General features: G+C 51.4%; 18 protein-coding genes and 1 riboswitch. Of the genes, 5 read left to right on the forward strand and 13 right to left on the reverse strand.

What is annotated here, in order from left to right; genetic code table 11:
- Positions 1-858: 858 nt before the first annotated feature.
- Positions 859-1,890, reverse strand: coding sequence for an asparaginase (locus tag AN477_RS04950; protein WP_054968071.1), 1,032 nt, complete (start codon positions 1,888-1,890; stop codon positions 859-861).
- Positions 1,891-2,220: 330 nt separating this feature from the next.
- Here AN477_RS04950 and AN477_RS04955 point away from each other — a divergent pair, with 330 nt between their 5' ends.
- Both AN477_RS04955 and AN477_RS04960 read left to right on the forward strand, forming a co-directional pair.
- A complete protein-coding gene (locus tag AN477_RS04955) occupies positions 2,221-2,439 on the forward strand; it encodes a hypothetical protein (RefSeq protein WP_245631725.1) in 219 nt (72 codons plus the stop codon).
- 30 nt (positions 2,440-2,469) lie between these two features.
- Entirely contained in the window at positions 2,470-2,772 is a 303-nt protein-coding gene (locus AN477_RS04960) for a spore coat protein (protein ID WP_054968120.1), read from the forward strand.
- Between the two features lie 97 nt (positions 2,773-2,869).
- Here the strand turns inward: AN477_RS04960 and hemG are convergent, their stop codons facing one another.
- Positions 2,870-4,309, reverse strand: coding sequence for a protoporphyrinogen oxidase (gene hemG / locus AN477_RS04965; RefSeq protein ID WP_169787842.1), 1,440 nt, complete (start codon positions 4,307-4,309; stop codon positions 2,870-2,872).
- Positions 4,310-4,479: 170 nt separating this feature from the next.
- Positions 4,480-5,475: a DMT family transporter gene (locus AN477_RS04970; RefSeq protein ID WP_054968121.1), complete on the reverse strand. Its 996-nt coding sequence runs from the start codon at positions 5,473-5,475 to the stop codon at positions 4,480-4,482.
- Positions 5,476-5,618: 143 nt separating this feature from the next.
- Positions 5,619-5,784, reverse strand: a riboswitch (FMN riboswitch).
- 73 nt (positions 5,785-5,857) lie between these two features.
- On the opposite strand from AN477_RS04970, the gene AN477_RS04975 reads away from it, so the two are divergent.
- Together AN477_RS04975 and AN477_RS04980 are read left to right on the forward strand one after the other, a co-directional pair.
- Positions 5,858-6,697: a YihY/virulence factor BrkB family protein gene (locus AN477_RS04975; RefSeq protein WP_054968073.1), complete on the forward strand. Its 840-nt coding sequence runs from the start codon at positions 5,858-5,860 to the stop codon at positions 6,695-6,697.
- Positions 6,698-6,843: 146 nt separating this feature from the next.
- The gene (locus AN477_RS04980; protein WP_054968074.1) at positions 6,844-7,338 is read left to right on the forward strand and encodes a CBS domain-containing protein; all 495 of its coding nucleotides are present in this window, start codon (positions 6,844-6,846) and stop codon (positions 7,336-7,338) included.
- Positions 7,339-7,508: 170 nt separating this feature from the next.
- Here AN477_RS04980 and AN477_RS04985 read toward each other — a convergent pair whose 3' ends face one another.
- The 6 genes from AN477_RS04985 to surE all read right to left on the reverse strand — a co-directional run bounded on the left by AN477_RS04985 (position 7,509) and on the right by surE (position 12,255).
- Positions 7,509-8,267, reverse strand: a complete 759-nt coding sequence (locus AN477_RS04985) for a DnaD domain-containing protein (RefSeq protein WP_054968075.1) — start codon at positions 8,265-8,267, stop codon at positions 7,509-7,511.
- A 238-nt stretch (positions 8,268-8,505) separates the two neighbouring features.
- Positions 8,506-9,993, reverse strand: coding sequence for an ATP-dependent metallopeptidase FtsH/Yme1/Tma family protein (locus AN477_RS04990; RefSeq protein ID WP_425388126.1), 1,488 nt, complete (start codon positions 9,991-9,993; stop codon positions 8,506-8,508).
- Positions 9,994-10,043: 50 nt separating this feature from the next.
- Positions 10,044-10,595, reverse strand: a complete 552-nt coding sequence (locus tag AN477_RS04995) for a hypothetical protein (RefSeq protein WP_054968076.1) — start codon at positions 10,593-10,595, stop codon at positions 10,044-10,046.
- A 122-nt stretch (positions 10,596-10,717) separates the two neighbouring features.
- Positions 10,718-11,215 (reverse strand): hypothetical protein, encoded by a 498-nt coding sequence (locus tag AN477_RS05000; RefSeq protein ID WP_054968077.1) that lies wholly within the window; start codon positions 11,213-11,215, stop codon positions 10,718-10,720.
- 1 nt (position 11,216) lies between these two features.
- The gene (locus AN477_RS23665) at positions 11,217-11,387 is read right to left on the reverse strand and encodes a YpmA family protein (RefSeq protein WP_083485977.1); all 171 of its coding nucleotides are present in this window, start codon (positions 11,385-11,387) and stop codon (positions 11,217-11,219) included.
- Positions 11,388-11,508: 121 nt separating this feature from the next.
- Positions 11,509-12,255: a 5'/3'-nucleotidase SurE gene (surE, locus tag AN477_RS05005; RefSeq protein WP_054968078.1), complete on the reverse strand. Its 747-nt coding sequence runs from the start codon at positions 12,253-12,255 to the stop codon at positions 11,509-11,511.
- A gap of 90 nt (positions 12,256-12,345) precedes the next feature.
- On the opposite strand from surE, the gene AN477_RS24295 reads away from it, so the two are divergent.
- Positions 12,346-12,501 (forward strand): hypothetical protein, encoded by a 156-nt coding sequence (locus AN477_RS24295; protein ID WP_157061819.1) that lies wholly within the window; start codon positions 12,346-12,348, stop codon positions 12,499-12,501.
- A 39-nt stretch (positions 12,502-12,540) separates the two neighbouring features.
- On the opposite strand, the gene AN477_RS05010 is transcribed toward AN477_RS24295, so the two are convergent.
- From AN477_RS05010 to ligD, 4 genes are all read right to left on the reverse strand, one after another.
- Positions 12,541-13,845: an amidohydrolase gene (locus tag AN477_RS05010; protein WP_054968079.1), complete on the reverse strand. Its 1,305-nt coding sequence runs from the start codon at positions 13,843-13,845 to the stop codon at positions 12,541-12,543.
- A complete protein-coding gene (mtnA, locus tag AN477_RS05015) occupies positions 13,846-14,913 on the reverse strand; it encodes an S-methyl-5-thioribose-1-phosphate isomerase (RefSeq protein WP_054968080.1) in 1,068 nt (355 codons plus the stop codon).
- Positions 14,910-15,791: an S-methyl-5'-thioadenosine phosphorylase gene (mtnP, locus tag AN477_RS05020; protein WP_083485978.1), complete on the reverse strand. Its 882-nt coding sequence runs from the start codon at positions 15,789-15,791 to the stop codon at positions 14,910-14,912. Before mtnP ends, mtnA begins: the two co-directional genes overlap by 4 nt.
- Before the next feature lie 165 nt (positions 15,792-15,956).
- The gene (gene ligD / locus AN477_RS05025; RefSeq protein ID WP_054968081.1) at positions 15,957-16,856 is read right to left on the reverse strand and encodes a non-homologous end-joining DNA ligase; all 900 of its coding nucleotides are present in this window, start codon (positions 16,854-16,856) and stop codon (positions 15,957-15,959) included.
- Positions 16,857-16,884 lie beyond the last annotated feature (28 nt).

A 16,884-nucleotide genomic window follows, 5' to 3' on the forward strand; every position in this document is an offset into this window, starting at 1 on the left:
GGTTTGCCGCCGCCTTCCTTCAGATTCCACCTCGCGGTGGACACCCTTGGCTTGAGCTAATGGCTACTGCTACCTTCACCACTCCGGACTTCCACCGTATAGACAACGCCCATGCCGGGCGCACAAATGAGGTCAACCAGCAATAACTGGCTGACCTCATAATACGAAGGGGGCGTTAACTGAATAACGGTTTTACTTGATGCCCTGTTATATCTGTATAATTATACAGATTATCTCACTGTGGAGCGAATATTTAACGCGGAATTTCAACACTATATTCTGAGTAATCGTACAATTGTGAGGCTTCATGAACCATCACGTAACCTTTGTTCGGCTGTATCCTGGCGAGCCCAAGTGTGAATCAAACCATGCGAAACTCATGACAGAGTCTGTGCCACCAACGATTAATAGCTGGGGCAAATGAGAGCAATCTCGCAAGCTTTACTGAGTAGGTCTTAATAGAAATCATCAACCTGCCTCACAAGTGATGGACCTTCTCTCTAGTCAGATACGAATTGGAAGTTCACCGGAGAGACGCAGGGGGAGGAGGAACCACCGAGGCTCTTAGCCTCTCTATTGAATTGTATAATTTTGCGTCGCACCATCTGTGGACTTGTAACACAACGACGTTCCTCATGGATTCGAATTTCTGCCACGAAACCCTTTCACGAAACCCTTTGGAGAAGATCCAAACGGAGTTATGGCTCTACAATCTTGTCATTCATGATATGAAATTCTTGTAGTTCGACATTAGTCCGACAGATGGCCTGTTGCGGTGACCAGAGCGGCTGTCTGAACAACGTCCGATAATATATATTATGTTAACAAACGAAAAAGAAGAGGGACGATCCGCTGTACTTAATGAGCTTCGTGCCGTCCGATTTCGTGCTTTCGCAGCTTGAACTCGACTCGGAACTCGCCTACCACTTGCTTGGACGTGTTTTGGAGTTTTTCCTTCTGGGCTTTAAACAGTTCGTGCAGTTGTTCGCCAGTGCCGATATGTAATTGAAGGAACAACTCGTTCAGGACCGGCGGCAAATCATTTTTACGACCATCTTCGATTTTGATGGCTACTCCAATGCCATTATCTAAATCCGACATGCCGAAAATACCCTGTGAACCTTCCTTTAGGATGATTCGATCATGCAAGACACGCATGACTTTGGTACTGTACGTGTTTTCACCGGTAACCATCTCCGGATGGCTCAGATAAGCGTCCCTTATTCTTCGTAATGCCTCACGATGCTCGGTCTTCACAGTTTCTGGGGCCGCCAAACGAGCAAATCCATAAGCGATCTTATCCAACGGCAAACAAAATGTGGGGATCCCGCAGCCATCTGTCGCGAGTTGAACCTCCGTCGGCGTTGCGTCTGTGACGTCCAGCACGGCTTTCAAGACCCGTTGTTGCACAAGGCTGTTCGGCTCCGCGTAAGAGTCGACCTCTTCACCTTTAAATGCTGCGGTTGCTAACAACCCTGCGTGTACACCGGAGCACTCATGACACACCTCTGTCAGTGGTTCACCTTGGCGAATCATTGTTTCATAACTCTTTCGATCCAATGGAGGCGTTACGCCGCAGCACATTATCTGAGGAACAACGCCTATGGACTGAAGTATCTCCCGAACTCTTCTGCGGTGCATTTCTTCGCCCGAATGAGAACTGGCGCACAGTGCAATATCAGCGTCAGTGAGTTGAAAGTAGTCGGCTGCCCCAGTCTCTATTAACGGCAGGACCTGAAAGGGCTTGAGGGCTGAGCGGCCATGGGTAATCCGATATGGATTGCCAAAGAAGTATAGAAGTTCTCCTTTGTGATTCACGATCGCGATGTGCCCATTGTGGATATTTTCAACTACGTTTCCCCTGTACACATTCAAAATGACGTTCTCCATGTGTCTATCCTCCCAAACGCAGTTGCCCTGTACGCTTGTGCGATGTGCTCGTTGAGTATGGCCGAAGTCACAAGCTTTCACACCGAAATGACGTTAGAAAATCGTGGTGTATTCGTGGACTGCGTGGTGCATAAGGAGACATCTTATCGGCAAACTGTACCTAACGCGTGTATTGAAGCGACTGACACTGATATCAAAGCATATCTACACCCTGAACATCTATCTGTTTAAAACAGGCTCAGCAGGCACGCTTTTTAAGCTTTTTAAGCGGTATGAACTAAATGGTTTTCATAGGATGGTTGAATGAGCGAGCCTCGGGAGGAATCATGGATGATGGGAAATGAATTGGCCTTGCACGAGGCCTTGGAGATTCATGAACTGCTGGCATTTAAGAACGTCTGTATGACCAAAGCAACCACCATTCGGGTGCTTGTAGCGGATGAAGAACTGAAAGGACTACTATCGACCGCAGCTGCCGCGGATCGAAAACATGTTGAAGATCTAAAGGGTCTCCTCGCAAGAGGAACAACGACGTCTATCATCAGCTAAGAGGTGAAAAACGGAGAAAGGGTGAAACATGTGAATCCGATTCTTGAAAGTCTGACAGGCACAGCCGCCATGACGGATCAAATTATCGCTTCAGATTTACTGATTGCAGCTAAGTCCGCTGTGCGCAATTACACACTCGCTTTGACCGAGAGCGCATCGCCGGACGTCAGAAAAGTGCTCCGCCGTCACCTCGAAGATGCGATTGTACTACATGAGCAGGTAACGACTTACCTAGTGAATCATGGTTGGTATGAGCCGCGTCAATTCACTAGACAAATGCAAATGGACATTGAGAACGCGGAAACCGCTTTGGGGCTTCCGCGTACGAATTAAGCGATTATTCGCGTACAAATTTAGTGACCAGTGAAACCGGATGAGTTGAGCACCGGGGTGAGCACTGCGCCCTTGCCCCGGGAAGAAATGAAAGTCATCATGCGTGAACGTTAGCTCGTCGTTCACTGAGATATGCTGTGACTTGCTCTACAGCACGGGTTGCACTGCGAATACAATCCGGAATCCCAGCTCCGTAATATGCTGCCCCGCCAATCGCGATGCCAGGTGATGCATGTAGAGACTGTTCGATATCCAGCATACGGCTCAGATGTCCCACGTCGTATTGCGGCATCGCTTGATACCAGCGCTTGACTTTCACAAAGTCAGGAGCATCTTTGACACCGAGCGTATCTCGCAGATGGCTTTGGACTTCACTTATCAGGGCATGGTCATCGAGATCGACAATCTCATCTGCACCGTCATACCCAACGTAACAACGTACAAGCGTCTTTCCTGTCTTTGCAGCGTGACTCCATTTCTTCGATACGATGGTACAAGCAGTGATTGGAGTAGCTTGATTGCGCGGTACAAGGTATCCGGAGCTGTTCAGCCCGTGGAGACCTGGGTCATTCGAGAATCCAAAGGACACAGTTGCCGTGGAAGCGTAACGAATTGACTCCAGGGCAGTTGTATTCGTGCCTGTCCCTTGAAGCAATTCCGCGGTCACATAGGATGGAGTCACCAAGATAATCCCGTCGGCAAACAGGGACTGCGTCTCGCCACTGCGAGTCAACGTGATTCGGTACCCCCTGCCCTCTGCTTTCTCTATGCGCGTTGCTTTTGTTTCAAGGCGGAGGTCAGCATACTCGGATACAGTGTTAACGAGATGTGAAACCAACTGCTCCAGACCACCGTTGAGATTAATGAACATCGGTTTGGCTGGTCCGCTGCTGACGGGGATGTTTTTCATCATGGCCAACGCGCCGAGGATCAGACTTCCGTGTTCATTGTACAGGCGTTTGAGAGCCGGCATGGTTGCGTCGAGACTCATTCTGTTGAGGTCTCCGGCATGAATCCCGGCCAGCAAAGAGGAGGAAATGGTATCTACGAGTTCGTCTCCCAGACGTTCGCGCAAGAAAAGCCCAAGCGATACATCTGCCACCAGTGGCTGCGCCCTCATCAACAGATCTTCCAGCGCGCGACGCTTTCCTTCCTCGCTGAGTAACTCGGTTTTTGCAAAAGTGTTCAGATCGGATGGAACCCCCATGCCAAACCCGGCTGGAAGCGGAACGAGTTCGCCACGTTTTAAGATGAGTGTTCCCCCACCCGATGTAACCGGTACAATATCACCTTCTAGACCGAGTTCCTGAATCAGCTCTACTCCACCCTGCTTCCGGGTGTAGATGGAGTCCGGTCCGAGTTCAAGCAGATAATCTTCGTTTATAAATGTACTGATTTTCCCGCCAAACCGGGCATCTTGTTCAAGTACTGTGCACGAAATCATGTCTTCTGCAGACTTGTTTGCTTGCATCAGGCGATAAGCGGCTGTAAGTCCGGAAATACCGCCGCCAATCACGACGACATGTTGTTTTGTCATTTCAATCACCCTGTCTGATTGTCTCATTGTCCGTCCTTATCATACATCAGAGCAACACAGATGTTTCGGTCTGAGACAGATAATGTTTCGATGAATTTGTGTCGTTAGGTCAGTGCGCGACATCCCTTTTTGTGTAACGTCATTTTTGTATCATGTCACTTTGTGTAAGGTCACTGTTTCTCAAGAACCTGATTGGTTGCAAAAGTTATCGGCGGCGTCGATGTTGCCACCTCTTCCTTCTCGGTTACGCTGCTCGGCATGCGGGACAGCTGTGCGATGGCTAGCCAGACGATGATAAACCCAACCCACTGCCCTGGCGTAAAGGTTTGGTGAAGGAATAGATAGTTGACAAGGAGCCCAGTCGCGGGGAACGCGAGTTCAGCTAGTGTGGCTTGCGAAGCCCGAACCTTTCCGAGACCACGATAGTAGATCAGTAAACTGACGAGGCTTGGAACAAGTGTCTGGTAGAGCAAATTAAACCATACTGAGGTGACATGGAATGCACCGAGCATACGTGATGGGTGTGGATGCTCGACAACTACAATCACAAACAACAGTGGTAATGCTACGGCAAATCGAAGTGCCGTCACCGTCGTGAACGAGACTTTTCCGACGAGGCGCTTTCCCATTACAGTAGACCCACCCCAAAGGGCCGCAGCGGCGAGCGCAAATATTCCGCCAACCAAACTTCCCAGCCCGCCTTTGGAGATCGAGAAGTGAAAGCCAAAGGTAAGGAAATAAGCTCCGATGACAGCCGCCACAAATAGGATCCAGTATTCGCGCCGCAGTCGCTCCTTTAAAATCCATGCTGCCAGAAGGACGGCGAATAAGGGCTGCATCTTCTGTAAAATCAACACGACGTTCACATTTCCATACACGAAGGCCAGAGTAAAGAAAATCGAGGCGAGTGCAGACCCTCCCCATGCAACAAACACTACGGCAAGCCAGTCCCCTTTATTCAGGAGGCGAAGTTCATGTCGATGGATCACTAATATAGGGATGGCGAAAACAGCCAATACCAAATGCTCTAGAAACACGATTTGCGTAGATGTAAAGTGATGCAGCAGGGAAACAATAAAGACTCCATCCAGCCCCCAAAGACCTGCTCCAAGCGCAATCCACCACAAACTTCTTGTTGCTTCACGTCCATCAGCACTTTTCGTCAACTCAAAAACCTCCAGCGAAATGAGGATTCGAATTGAACCTTCCAGAAGGAACACGCACATAAAAAGCCTCGAGAGAAAATTGTCTCGAGGCGGGTACGTGAAACTAAGCATGATCGCCATGGAATTTCGCGACCATACTCTGTTTAGACCTTCTCCCATCCGGACTATACCGTCGGCCTTGGAATCTCACCAAGTCAGTCGCTCCAAAAGTTTACCTTGGAACGAGTCGCGGGCTTTGAAAACAGTTCATCCGAGCAGACTGCTTTCTTTACCGCCGGTCGGGAATTTCACCCTGCCCCGAAGGTTCATATTCTGTTGCATTTAGTGTAACACTCTTCCCCGTGAGCGGCTACTTTTCCGCAGTAATGGGGATGATACAGCTATGTGGATACATTATTACAGAGTATCGAAAACATTTGTTGTTGCCGTCTTTCGAGGTGTTATGAAGCACAATACAGGAGGCCGGGCATCGGCTATCTCCTACTTCATCTTCTCCGCCATGATTCCGATGCTGATCCTGATGATTTATGGCGCTTCGTTTCTGGTCCCTGAACCGACTGTCGAGCACCTGATCGACCGACTATTGAAATCCTACGTCCCCCAGATGCCGGAAGAGTCGCTGGTGCCGGCAACCATCAGGCGGCTGGCGATGCTGCATTCTGCCATTCGAATTATCGGTATCCTGGGTTTCTTATGGACAACCATCGGTGGATTCGTGTTACTGCAGCAGATCGTGGACGAGATCTGGGAAGTCCACCACCGACGGTCCTTCTGGCGACAGTATTTGGTCGGGTTTGTCATGTTGGCGATTTTGCTTGCGGTGACTGTCGTTGCGTCGATTTTCACAGCTATTTCTCCAGCGTTGATCTCCGGGGTCGGACAGTTGTTGCAATTGCCTTGGTTAGGTCTGCTGCATTTTGTTGCCGGACTCTCTTTGCCCGTGATTTTGTTTGTCACGTGCTTTTTTATCTACCGTGTACTGCCTTCGCACACGCCGAAGCTATTGCCGACTCTCGTCGGCGCCATGTTTGCCACTGTTGCCATCTACGTATCCCGAGGTGTATTTATGATCTACACGCATCATCTCGGAAATTATCAGATCATCTACGGAGCGCTCACGTTTGTCATGTTGTTGACGTTTTGGATTTACATCGTGAGTATCATTCTGTTGCTGGGGGTTGAGGTGACGGCTGCTATCGAGCACATCCGAGAATCTCGTTAGAGGAGTTGCGATGTAAGCCCCCCTGTTGTTCACCCTTTGTCCATCGTCCTGTGCATTGTAAGCGTTATAATAAAGTTGTAAAAACCTTTCTGTGACGAATCACTCTATGACGAACCACGGGCAGGCAAATTACAGGGGGCATGGGGATGAAAGCGCGGGATGTCATGATTTCTGATGTTTACGTGGCGCACAAGGATGATACGGTGGAAGATGTGTTGCACAAGTTCGCAACACATCGGATCGGCGGTATGCCCATCATTGATTCGAATAACAAAGTGATCGGCTACATCAGTGACGGAGATATCATGCGGTTTTTGGGCAAACGAACAGGTTACACCCAGACTTTTCTGAGCTTGACCGCCGACTACGTGTTCTACGTCGAACCGGACGAAGGTCAGCAAAGAGACCTTGACGACTTTCGACGAAATTTCCAAGAGGTGAGTAAGCAGTCTGTGTTGGACGTTGGTGTCAAAAGAGCCGTCTGCGTTACGGACGACGAGGAGATCCAAGAGGTTGCGCGCATTCTTGGCCAAAAGAAGTTTAAAAAGGTCCCTGTTGTGCGAAACGATCGTCTCGTCGGGATTATCAGCCGTGGTGATGTGATTCGGATGGCTGTTCAGCGTTTTCTCAGAGAGTCCTGACTCAACTCAAATCACAACTTCAACTTATCTGTGTGCGAAAATCATATGTAATTTCTGGTCAAAAGGCGACATAACATTTGTTATGTCGCCTTGATCTTTGATTGAAGCTTGCCAGCAACCCATTTACGGGAATTTGCGAAAAGCAGTCTCGTTCACCCCACCCGGGGACTTCACGCGTCTGGAAACAACTCGTAAAACGCACTGTAACGCTCATCGCGCGGTTTGGCTTTGGTCGTTCGGGCACGATCCGCCCCTGTTGATGCATTCCCGTTTTTCGAAACTGCCGTTTCACTGCGCGATTTTAACCTTTCACGATATCCTTCACGGTACGTCTCCAGTTCGGCTTTCGTCCGAATCCGGTTCCGCTGCCAATCGAACAAAATCCGATCGATATACTTAAAACTAAACTTGTTTGCGAGGACGGCTTCACGAAGTGCCTCGTTAATCATCCATTCAGGATGACCGTCACGCTCAAGCCATTGGCGAATCTGTTCACACTCCAGCCCGGACAGGGGTCTGCCGAACTCTTCCTCAAACAACTGGACTGGATTTCGGCTCCATTCACGGACGGGAGAGGCAGTCGGGTCCTTCCCACGGAGTCGAGCCCAGAGTGGTTTTAGGTCAAAGTAGGTACTGACCGTCCCCTGTTCATCAAGGCGCTCGCCCATGGCCAGAAACCCTGTCGTCACTAGTTCGCTGATTGCATCCGTGACGTCCATGAGATTTTGACCCGTCCGTTCTGCCAGTTCAAACGGTGTTAAAAAATCTTCATGTTCTACCTGCATGGCTGCGATAATCTGTAATAGTACAACCGTATGTATCGGCTTCAGTCCTAGCGACCCAGTTCGTGTAATCCACTGATACGGGATGGCAACGAATGATCCGCCCAGGAAATCCGCGTTTGCATTTTCTCGGTCGGACGGTTTCAACTGCACATCTCCCCTTCTATCTACTCTCCCTAGTATACCATGCTCGGCCCTGTCTGCAGAGAGAATTGTGCGTTGTCACCCATGTTCAGATTATGGATACAACACGCTTTCCACCATAGAGGGAAAAGACCCGCTTTGGGATCGGAAAGCGCCAACCCTCCCCTCTGTTGCGAGAGCGTTGGCGCACGTTCACACAAATGCAGTTGTGTTTACGCGAGACATCAAGTGAAGCACCATCTCAAAAACTGGCAGATACGTCAGACTCCATCGCGACGACACCAGATACCGGGTTTTTTAAGCCGGTTGGTGCATTGTGTCCCACGCTGTCCAGCCAATCGCGGAACTGCCGGCCGTCTATGCTTTCCTCTTGCACAACCAGGTCGGCGAACGCAGCAACCTCGTCCTTGTAAGGTGTCAGAAGTTCGCGTGTCACCCGGTCTTGCTCGGAAAGAATGTGTCTCACTTCGGTATCAAGCACAGCATCCGGCAGATTTTCCTCGTCAACAATGCCGATTCTGGACAAGCCGCATTTGACCATTGTACGGGCCAAGCCTGAAGCTTGCATAAAGTCATTCTGTGCTCCTGTGCTGCGGTTTCCGTAATGCAGCTCTTCTGCGAGGCTGCCCGCCAGTGCAACGTTAATCTGTTGCTTCAGATGGTCGAGCGTGTACAAGTAGCGGTCCGTTTCAGGAATCTGACGAACGAAACCAAGGGCATTACCGCGCGGTGCAATTGTAATGTGCGAAACCGTCCCTGGTCGCATCAATTCGCTGACAATGGCATGCCCAAGTTCGTGAACTGCAACCCGCTCCAAGTCGTCATCGGTCGGCTTGCGTCCGGTTTTCTCTCCCATCAGCACCTTGTCAACCGCATCTCGAAACATCTGTTGCGTGACTTCTTCTTTCTCCTGCCGCAGTGCGATGATGGCAGCTTCATTCACCAGAGACTCTAACTGTGCACCGGAAAAACCGTAGGTTTCCCGAGCAATATGCTCGAGGTCAACCGACTTTGCCAAAGGTTTCCCCTTCGTCTGGATCTTAAGGATGTGTAAGCGTCCTTCTTTGTCAGGCAAATCAACCTTAATCTGGCGGTCGAAACGGCCTGGCCGTAACAGGGCAGGGTCGAGAATATCAGGACGGTTGGTCGCTGCAACGACGAGCACGAGCGGAGACTGTGTCGTCGACATACCATCCATCTCTGTCAACAGTTGATTGAGCGTCTGGTCGTACTCTTGGTGACTGAGGTTACCCCGACGTCCGCCGAGCACGTCGATCTCGTCAATAAAGATAATGGCACTGTCTTTGTTTTCCTTCTTCGCCGTTTGCCGTGCACGGCGGAACAAGTCGCGGACGCGTTGCGCTCCGACGCCGACGTACATTTCAACAAACTCGCTACCTGAAGTTGATAAAAAGACAGAGTCAGTATAAGTCGCGGCTGCTTTCGCCATCAGTGTCTTACCTGTGCCCGGAGGTCCTGTGAGCAGGATACCTTTTAACGGGCGGATGCCTAAATTTTTGATTCGATCGCGATAACGCAAGAAATCAAGGGCTTCCATCAATTCCTTCTTCGCGTGCTCCTGTCCACCAATCTCGTCAAAAGAAACCGAATGACGGGCAGGTGTTTCTCGATTGCCCATGGATGCAGCGGATCGTCTGTCCATCATCATCCATAAAACGACGCCGAGCCCCGCGAGGAACAGCAAAGGGACAACGTTGACGTGCAACATCGCCAGGAAAATTAAAAAGGCTACGCCCACCCCGAGGATCCACTCTTTAATCAAGATGTCGCACCTCCTTGTGCTTGCTGGGCCTGTTGCAAGGTGGTCGTTGTCGGGTTGTAGTTCCACACGTCGTACAAATAATGCGTACCCTGTTCGAGTTGGAGGTATATATTATGATGATCCATCGTGATTTTCGACTTAAACCCGTCTATTGTTGCTTCTTTCTCAACGTCGGTAATCATCTGCTTGTAGTCGCCGTGAGAGACCCCCTGCATGATGCTCGGGAAGAGGTTCTCATACTCCTGCTGGAGCGCCTTGTTCTTGTTGTCGACAATAACAATGGTGCTTCCTGCATTGACTGAACCTGTTACAGCTTCTGCAATAGAGTCATACGTCGTCTGCAGATCTTGAACTGGACCGAGCTTTACACGAATCACGGTAGGATTGCCAACGAGAACGTCGACGTTTTGCACCCCGGATACAGACTGCAGGTCTGTTTTCACGGGATCGACCAAATTGTATCTCTTGTAAACCTGCCAGCCTGCAAAAAACACTGCGAGACTCACGAGCAAAATTAAAAGCATTGGAACGAGGCGAATCCGGGACAACGACGTACGCCTCCTTTGCGGCTCTAGGTTGGTGATTCTGTAAATCTAGTATAACACTTGCTGGGTGAAAACGTCACAGTACATATTTCCTCGCGTCGAAAGTCCATCCATGGGCCATTTTGTCAATACACCTGTACCAATTTTCCATTTTCTGCGTTGTAATATGCATATTGGTACGTCCCTGTCTTGGTCTTGCCGTACACTTCCCAGATAAAACTGGCGTTGGTTCCGAGTTGTGACTGCCCTTGGCTGTCGAGGTAACCAAGGTGTGTGGATATCACCTGCAGGCCGCTGTGACTTGCTTCAGCACGAATCACGTTACTGGCCTTCAGCGCCTGCACTTGTACGGAATGTGCCTGCGGCGGAGTGCCAGAGACCATCACATACCACCCTCGTCCGAAGGCATCTTTGCCTTCAAACACCTCTTCTGCTCCGTCACCTGTGAAGACATCATGCTTTGTGATGCTTTGCAGTGGACTGTGATTCAAAGCGTACTGTGCGGCACTGGCTTCCACCGACCATTCGCTTGCAAGGTTTTTCCACAATGCCGCCCAGCCAACGCTGACGACTGCGATGAGAATCAGAACGGTTGTAAATGTCCAAATCTGCCATGCTTTCATTTTACGCCCGATACAACGTCAGGACCATCTTGCCTTCTTCGTCCTGGGACTTAGAGAGACCAAAAATCACGTCCTTGTCTTTCAGATTGCGGTTCAGGAAGTCAACGAGTTGGTACAGATCATCAGTTGCTGTTAAGAGGTGTGTTGCGAGTACAGTCAGTTTGTCATCCATGTTTGTTTGATCCACCTGTTCATCATGTCGTAATCAATGTCGTAATCAACGTACCTAGTCAATGTTGTAATCAGGGTTGCGCCGACTTGAAATAGCCGTTGTGCAACTTCGTACACAGACATCAGAACCATGTCTTTAGCGTATCCATTGCGGGCTCATTTGTAAATCTGTACCGAAGTGGTGTAATGCTGATACACCCTTTGTTGACCACTGTGATGTCGGAGTCATCATCTTCAATGTTCCGAACAACGTCTCCCACGTACCGGTAATAAGCCTGTCCGTCATCATCGGTATGGCGGATGAACCGGTCGCGGTACCCTTCAGCACCGATTCGGGTAACAACCCAGGGACCGTCCACGGACTCAGCAGGGATATTGACGCTCAGAAACGTATCCGCGTCAAGCGTCTTGAACTGGAGGCGGTCAACCATCTTTCGGACGACTTGGGCAGCCTCGTCGAAAGGAAACGGCGGGCCGTCGAGGGATACAGCCAGTGCCGGAATCCCCTGCAAGGCTGCCTCCCCCGCCGCCGCAATCGTGCCGGAATACAGAACATCCGTCGCCAAGTTACGGCCTTCATTAATACCGGACAGCATGAGATCAAACGGATGCTGCTCGCCGAACTGCGTTACACCAAATTTGACACAATCTACAGGTGTTCCACTGAAACTCCAGGCTTCTACGTTTTGGATCTGAAGGTCAACTGGCTTGGGAACCAAGCGTCGGTGGAGAGAGATGCCGTGACTCGAAGCACTACCCTGTTGGTCCGGTGCGACCACAACGATTTCACCGAGGTCCGCCACGGCTCGAATCAGTGCCAGAATGCCTTCTGCAAAAATGCCGTCGTCGTTGCTGACGAGTATGCGCATGGATTGTCTCCTCTCGTACCATCAAACACTTGTCATACCGGTCTCCCGTGCGCCCATACTACGAGTATTACGCGGGGAGGTGCACGTCATATGCCACGCTCAAAAGAACCGCCAAGGCCTGTCGAAGCGTCTCATCACCGGGTGCCTACTGAACGGGATTTATGGATGTCTGCCCTGCGCTCTGCAGTGGCCAAGCCACCCTGGCGCGAACCGGGTCGCTATCGCAATTCACTTTTGCGCGGTTGACCTAAACGTCGTCAAAGGCTTTTTCAGCTTACAATTTCTTCAGCGCGAGAACTTACCGACAATGCGTCTGACTTGCCACCTTATCTGTTCGGTATCCATCGTGACAGGCTCGCCGTTCACGACAATCGGTTGCCCTGCAACGTAGACATCCGTCACGTCTGATGCAGATGCAGCATAAACCACGTTTGACAATAAATTGTAGGTCGGAATAAAGCTTGGGTTATCGAGGTTCAGCAAGACGACGTCCGCATTGGCTCCAGGGGTTAAAGTCCCCGTTCCCGCGGGTTGAAACACGGCTCGGGCCCCGTCGGCGGTTGCCATCTGAAATGCTTCGGACGCGGTCACAGCCGTGGCGTCCTGTAATACACCTTTATGAAGCAGCGCGGCGAGCCGCAGTTCTTCGAACATGTCCAGGTTGTTGTTGCTCGCTGCGCCGTCTGTGCCAAGACCGACAGTGATCCCTGCATTTCGGAGCGCAACGGCGGGTGCGATACCAGACCCCAATTTCAAGTTGCTCTGCGGGTTATGTGCCGCGCGTACATCATGCTCTGCCATAATTTTGATGTCCTCTGCGTTCACATGCACGCAGTGCGCGGCAAGCACTGGGCGCGTGAAAAGTCCACAGTCTCGCACGTGGGCAATCGGTGACTTACCGTGCTGTCGATGTGACTCTTCCACTTCATACGCGGTTTCAGAGAGGTGAATCTGTATTGGCAGGTCAAGCTCAGCTGACAAGTCAGTGACTTGCTCCAAAAACGCAGGTGGACAGGTGTAGGGGGCGTGCGGGCCGAGAGTGACCTGAATCCGTCCGTCCCCTCGTTGATGCCAACCTGCTTTGAAGGACCTTGAATCTGCGATCCCCTGTTTTTGCATCTCTTCCGTGAATCCCAAGAGCCCAACGGAAAGGATGCCTCGAAGTCCACTGTCGAGTGTTGCCCGAGCGGATTCTTCCATGTAGAAATACATGTCCGTAAAGCAAGTGGTACCGCTCACCGCCATCTCCCAACACGCCAGTTGTGTGCCCCAATACACAGCTTCGGCTGTCAGCTGTTGTTCGAGTGGAAACATCTTCTCCGTCAGCCAGGTTTGCAGGGGTACATCGTCCCCGGCGCTGCGAAACAGTGTCATGGCCGCGTGGCCGTGCGTATTCACCAAACCGGGCATGGCGACTGAGCTCATTTTTCGGACCACGTGAAGACCGGTTCGATCACCATCATACACTCCCCCACCGGATGCTTCGATGGTCGATCCGTTCCAGAGAACGTAAGACGGTCCGTCGATGACATCTGCAGCGGATCGAATGAGTCCGCCCACTTCCAACAAGACTCGATGCTCGTTTGCCATTTATTTCGTACCCCCCTGCTCCGCCCAAAACCGTTCAATGCGCTCCCGGTCTGGCACGTGAATGACGCCTTGTTCAGTGATGATGGCCGAAATGAGTTCCGCAGGGGTGACATCAAAGGCAGGGTTCATGCCCGCGGTTCCTTCCGGTGCTGTGCGCTGCCCCATCCACTCAAGAACTTCTCGCTCGTTTCGATATTCGATGGGAATGTCTCCTCCAAAACGGGTCTGGAGGTCAAACGTACTGAGCGGTGCGGCTACATAGAAGGGAATGCCGTGGTGCTGACAGAGCACTGCGAGCGAATAGGTACCAATCTTGTTCGCGGTGTCTCCGTTTGCCGCAATGCGATCCGCTCCAACAATGACTGCATCGACCTCACCCATCTTCATGAAGTGCCCCGCCATGCTGTCTGTAATCAGGGTATGCGTAATCCCTTCCTCGCCGAGTTCGTATGCGGTCAATCGGGCTCCCTGCAGAAACGGCCGGGTCTCATCCACCCATACCTGTTTGACCCACCCTTGTTCGTGCAGTGCACGAATAACACCAAGGGCTGTCCCGTACTCCACTGTTGCGAGTGATCCGGTGTTACAGTGCGTCAGCAGCGACACCGGACCGTGAAAAAGTGACATACCGTACCTTCCTATCGCGCGGTTGACAGCGACATCGTCTCTAGCAATGGCTTCGGCAATCTCGCGCAGGGCAGCTGCAATCTGTGCGTTCGTACACCCTGTTGCCGTACATTCCTGCAGAGATTTCGCCATTCTATCGAGTGCCCAGAACAGATTCACCGCGGTTGGCCGTGTTTTGCCGAGACGCTCAACGGTGTCTTTCAGTTTGGCGGTCAGTTCCGAGGGCTTCAGATCCGCATGTTCCGTAATCAGGCGTCTGGCTTCGACTGCGACGCCAAACGCTGCAGCCGCGCCAATCGCCGGCGCGCCGCGGACTTTCATGGACACGATGCAGTCAGCCACTGCATCAGCTGTAGTACAGCGGACCCATTCAGACTTTCCAGGCAGCAGGGTTTGGTCGAGCACCAAGAGCTCATCGCCGTTCCACTGAAGACCCGTCAAACCCGGTCACTCCCCTCGCTGCTTGGAACCTGCGCCAAGGCGTTTCCATTGGCGTCCATCTCTTGTGCCTCATCACGGTTGCCAACCAGTGGCTGTTGACCGCCGACCGCATGTGGGCAGCGACAGTCGCGCGTTGTATCAAGGCGTTCAATGGTATGGAAAAACAGGTTTCGGATCCGGTGCACGTTTTCTTGCATCGATTCCACCACTTCCTCATGCGTCAGGGGATGTGGGCTGATACCTGCTCCATAGTTGGTCACCATGCAGACAGTCGCGTAGCAAAGTTCTGCCTCTTTGGCGAGTACGACCTCCGGAATCGTTGTCATTCCAACGACGGCAGCTCCGAATGACTGATACAACCGAATCTCTGCCGTGGATTCAAATCTGGGACCTTCTGCACAGACATATGTACCCCCGTCAAAAATCGGGATGTCCAGTTCATCAGCCGCTCCCTTGACAATGGAACGCAACCGGCCGCAATACGGATCCGTCATATCGACATGAACTACCCGGCCTTCTTCGAAGAAGGTGGATGGACGAGCCTTCGTGTAATCCAGGAAGGAGTCAATCAACACCAGAGAGCCTGGCTTGTATGGAAGTTGCAGCGATCCCACCGCGGCTGTTGCGAGCACCTGTTGAACGCCAAGTTCTTTCAGTGCCCAGATGTTCGCCCGGTAGTTAATCAGGTGAGGCGGGATGCTGTGGCCGACACCGTGACGAGGCATAAATGCGATCCGTTTTCCTTTATAGGTGCCAATGGTGGCCTTCGCCAATCCAAATGGCGTTGATAGCGTTTGTTCAATCGATGATTCAAGCATTGCTGGGTCATAGACACCTGTCCCGCCAATAATGGCGTAGTCAGCTCTAATTTGACTCACAAGCGGTCACCTTCCCTTCCCATTCCACGCGGCGAAAACAAACTGCACCCCCGCTTTGGAAAGATTATACGAGAAATGGTTCTCTGAATCTATCAAATGAGCAATTCTGCGCGATATGTTTGTGCCGGAGATTCACGATGCGTCGTTTTTGCCGTCAAACTTGGACTAAAATCCACCGTGGCGGCGAAGAAAGCGGATCGTCGGTCGCAGGTCAATACGCTGTGAAAAGTTGAATAAGTCGCCCATGTGGTCGAGTCTTGATTTGACATTGTGGAGCGTGAAGTCCTCTGGCACAGCTCCCTTTGCAAGTTCATCCCACGTGACGGGCACAGACACGGTCGCCTTACGTGTGGCTCGCGGACTGTAGGGGGCAATCAGCGTTCGGCCCTGACCATGCTGCATGTAATCAAAGTACACTTTGTGTCCACGGTTCCGGGTGAGACGCTCGAGTGTCACGTCCTCAGGGATGATGGTTGCCATATACATTGCAACTGCTTCACTGAACACGCGTGTTTCAGCATAGGTTTGCCCTGGAGTAAGCGGGACAAACACCTGTAACCCAGTTGCCCCGGAGGTTTTGGCTATATGTGGAACCGAGAGTTGTTCCAGAAGGCCGTGGAGGGCCATCGCCACGCGAACGACCCGGTCAAACCCGGGTACGCTCGGATCGAGGTCAAAAGCAAGCCACTCAGGTGTGTCTTCGGCGAGGTATGAATGAAACCCAACGTGGAGTTCAACACACCCGAGATTACCAAGCCAGATTAGGGTGGCAACAGAATCAATTAGGACACAGTGGAGCATGTCTGTTTTACCGTCTGACGGCAAGTCGACGGTTTTGACCCAATTTGGTGTGGGTAGCGGTGCGTTCTTCTGGTAAAAATGATGCTTGTCCACCCCATCCGGGCACCTGATGACCGTAAGTGGCCGGTCTTTCACATACCGCAGCAAATATGGCGCTGCTTTGACGTAATACTGAATGAGGTCAATTTTTCGCAAGCCGGATTCAGGCCACAAGACCTTCTCTGGTCTGGAGATCTTTACTACATGTTCCGCCGCAAGCTCCACGGTCTTTCCCCCTTTGGACGCCTACGGC

Source organism: Paenalicyclobacillus ferrooxydans (assembly GCF_001399675.1).
GTDB lineage: Bacteria > Bacillota > Bacilli > Alicyclobacillales > Alicyclobacillaceae > Alicyclobacillus_B > Alicyclobacillus_B ferrooxydans.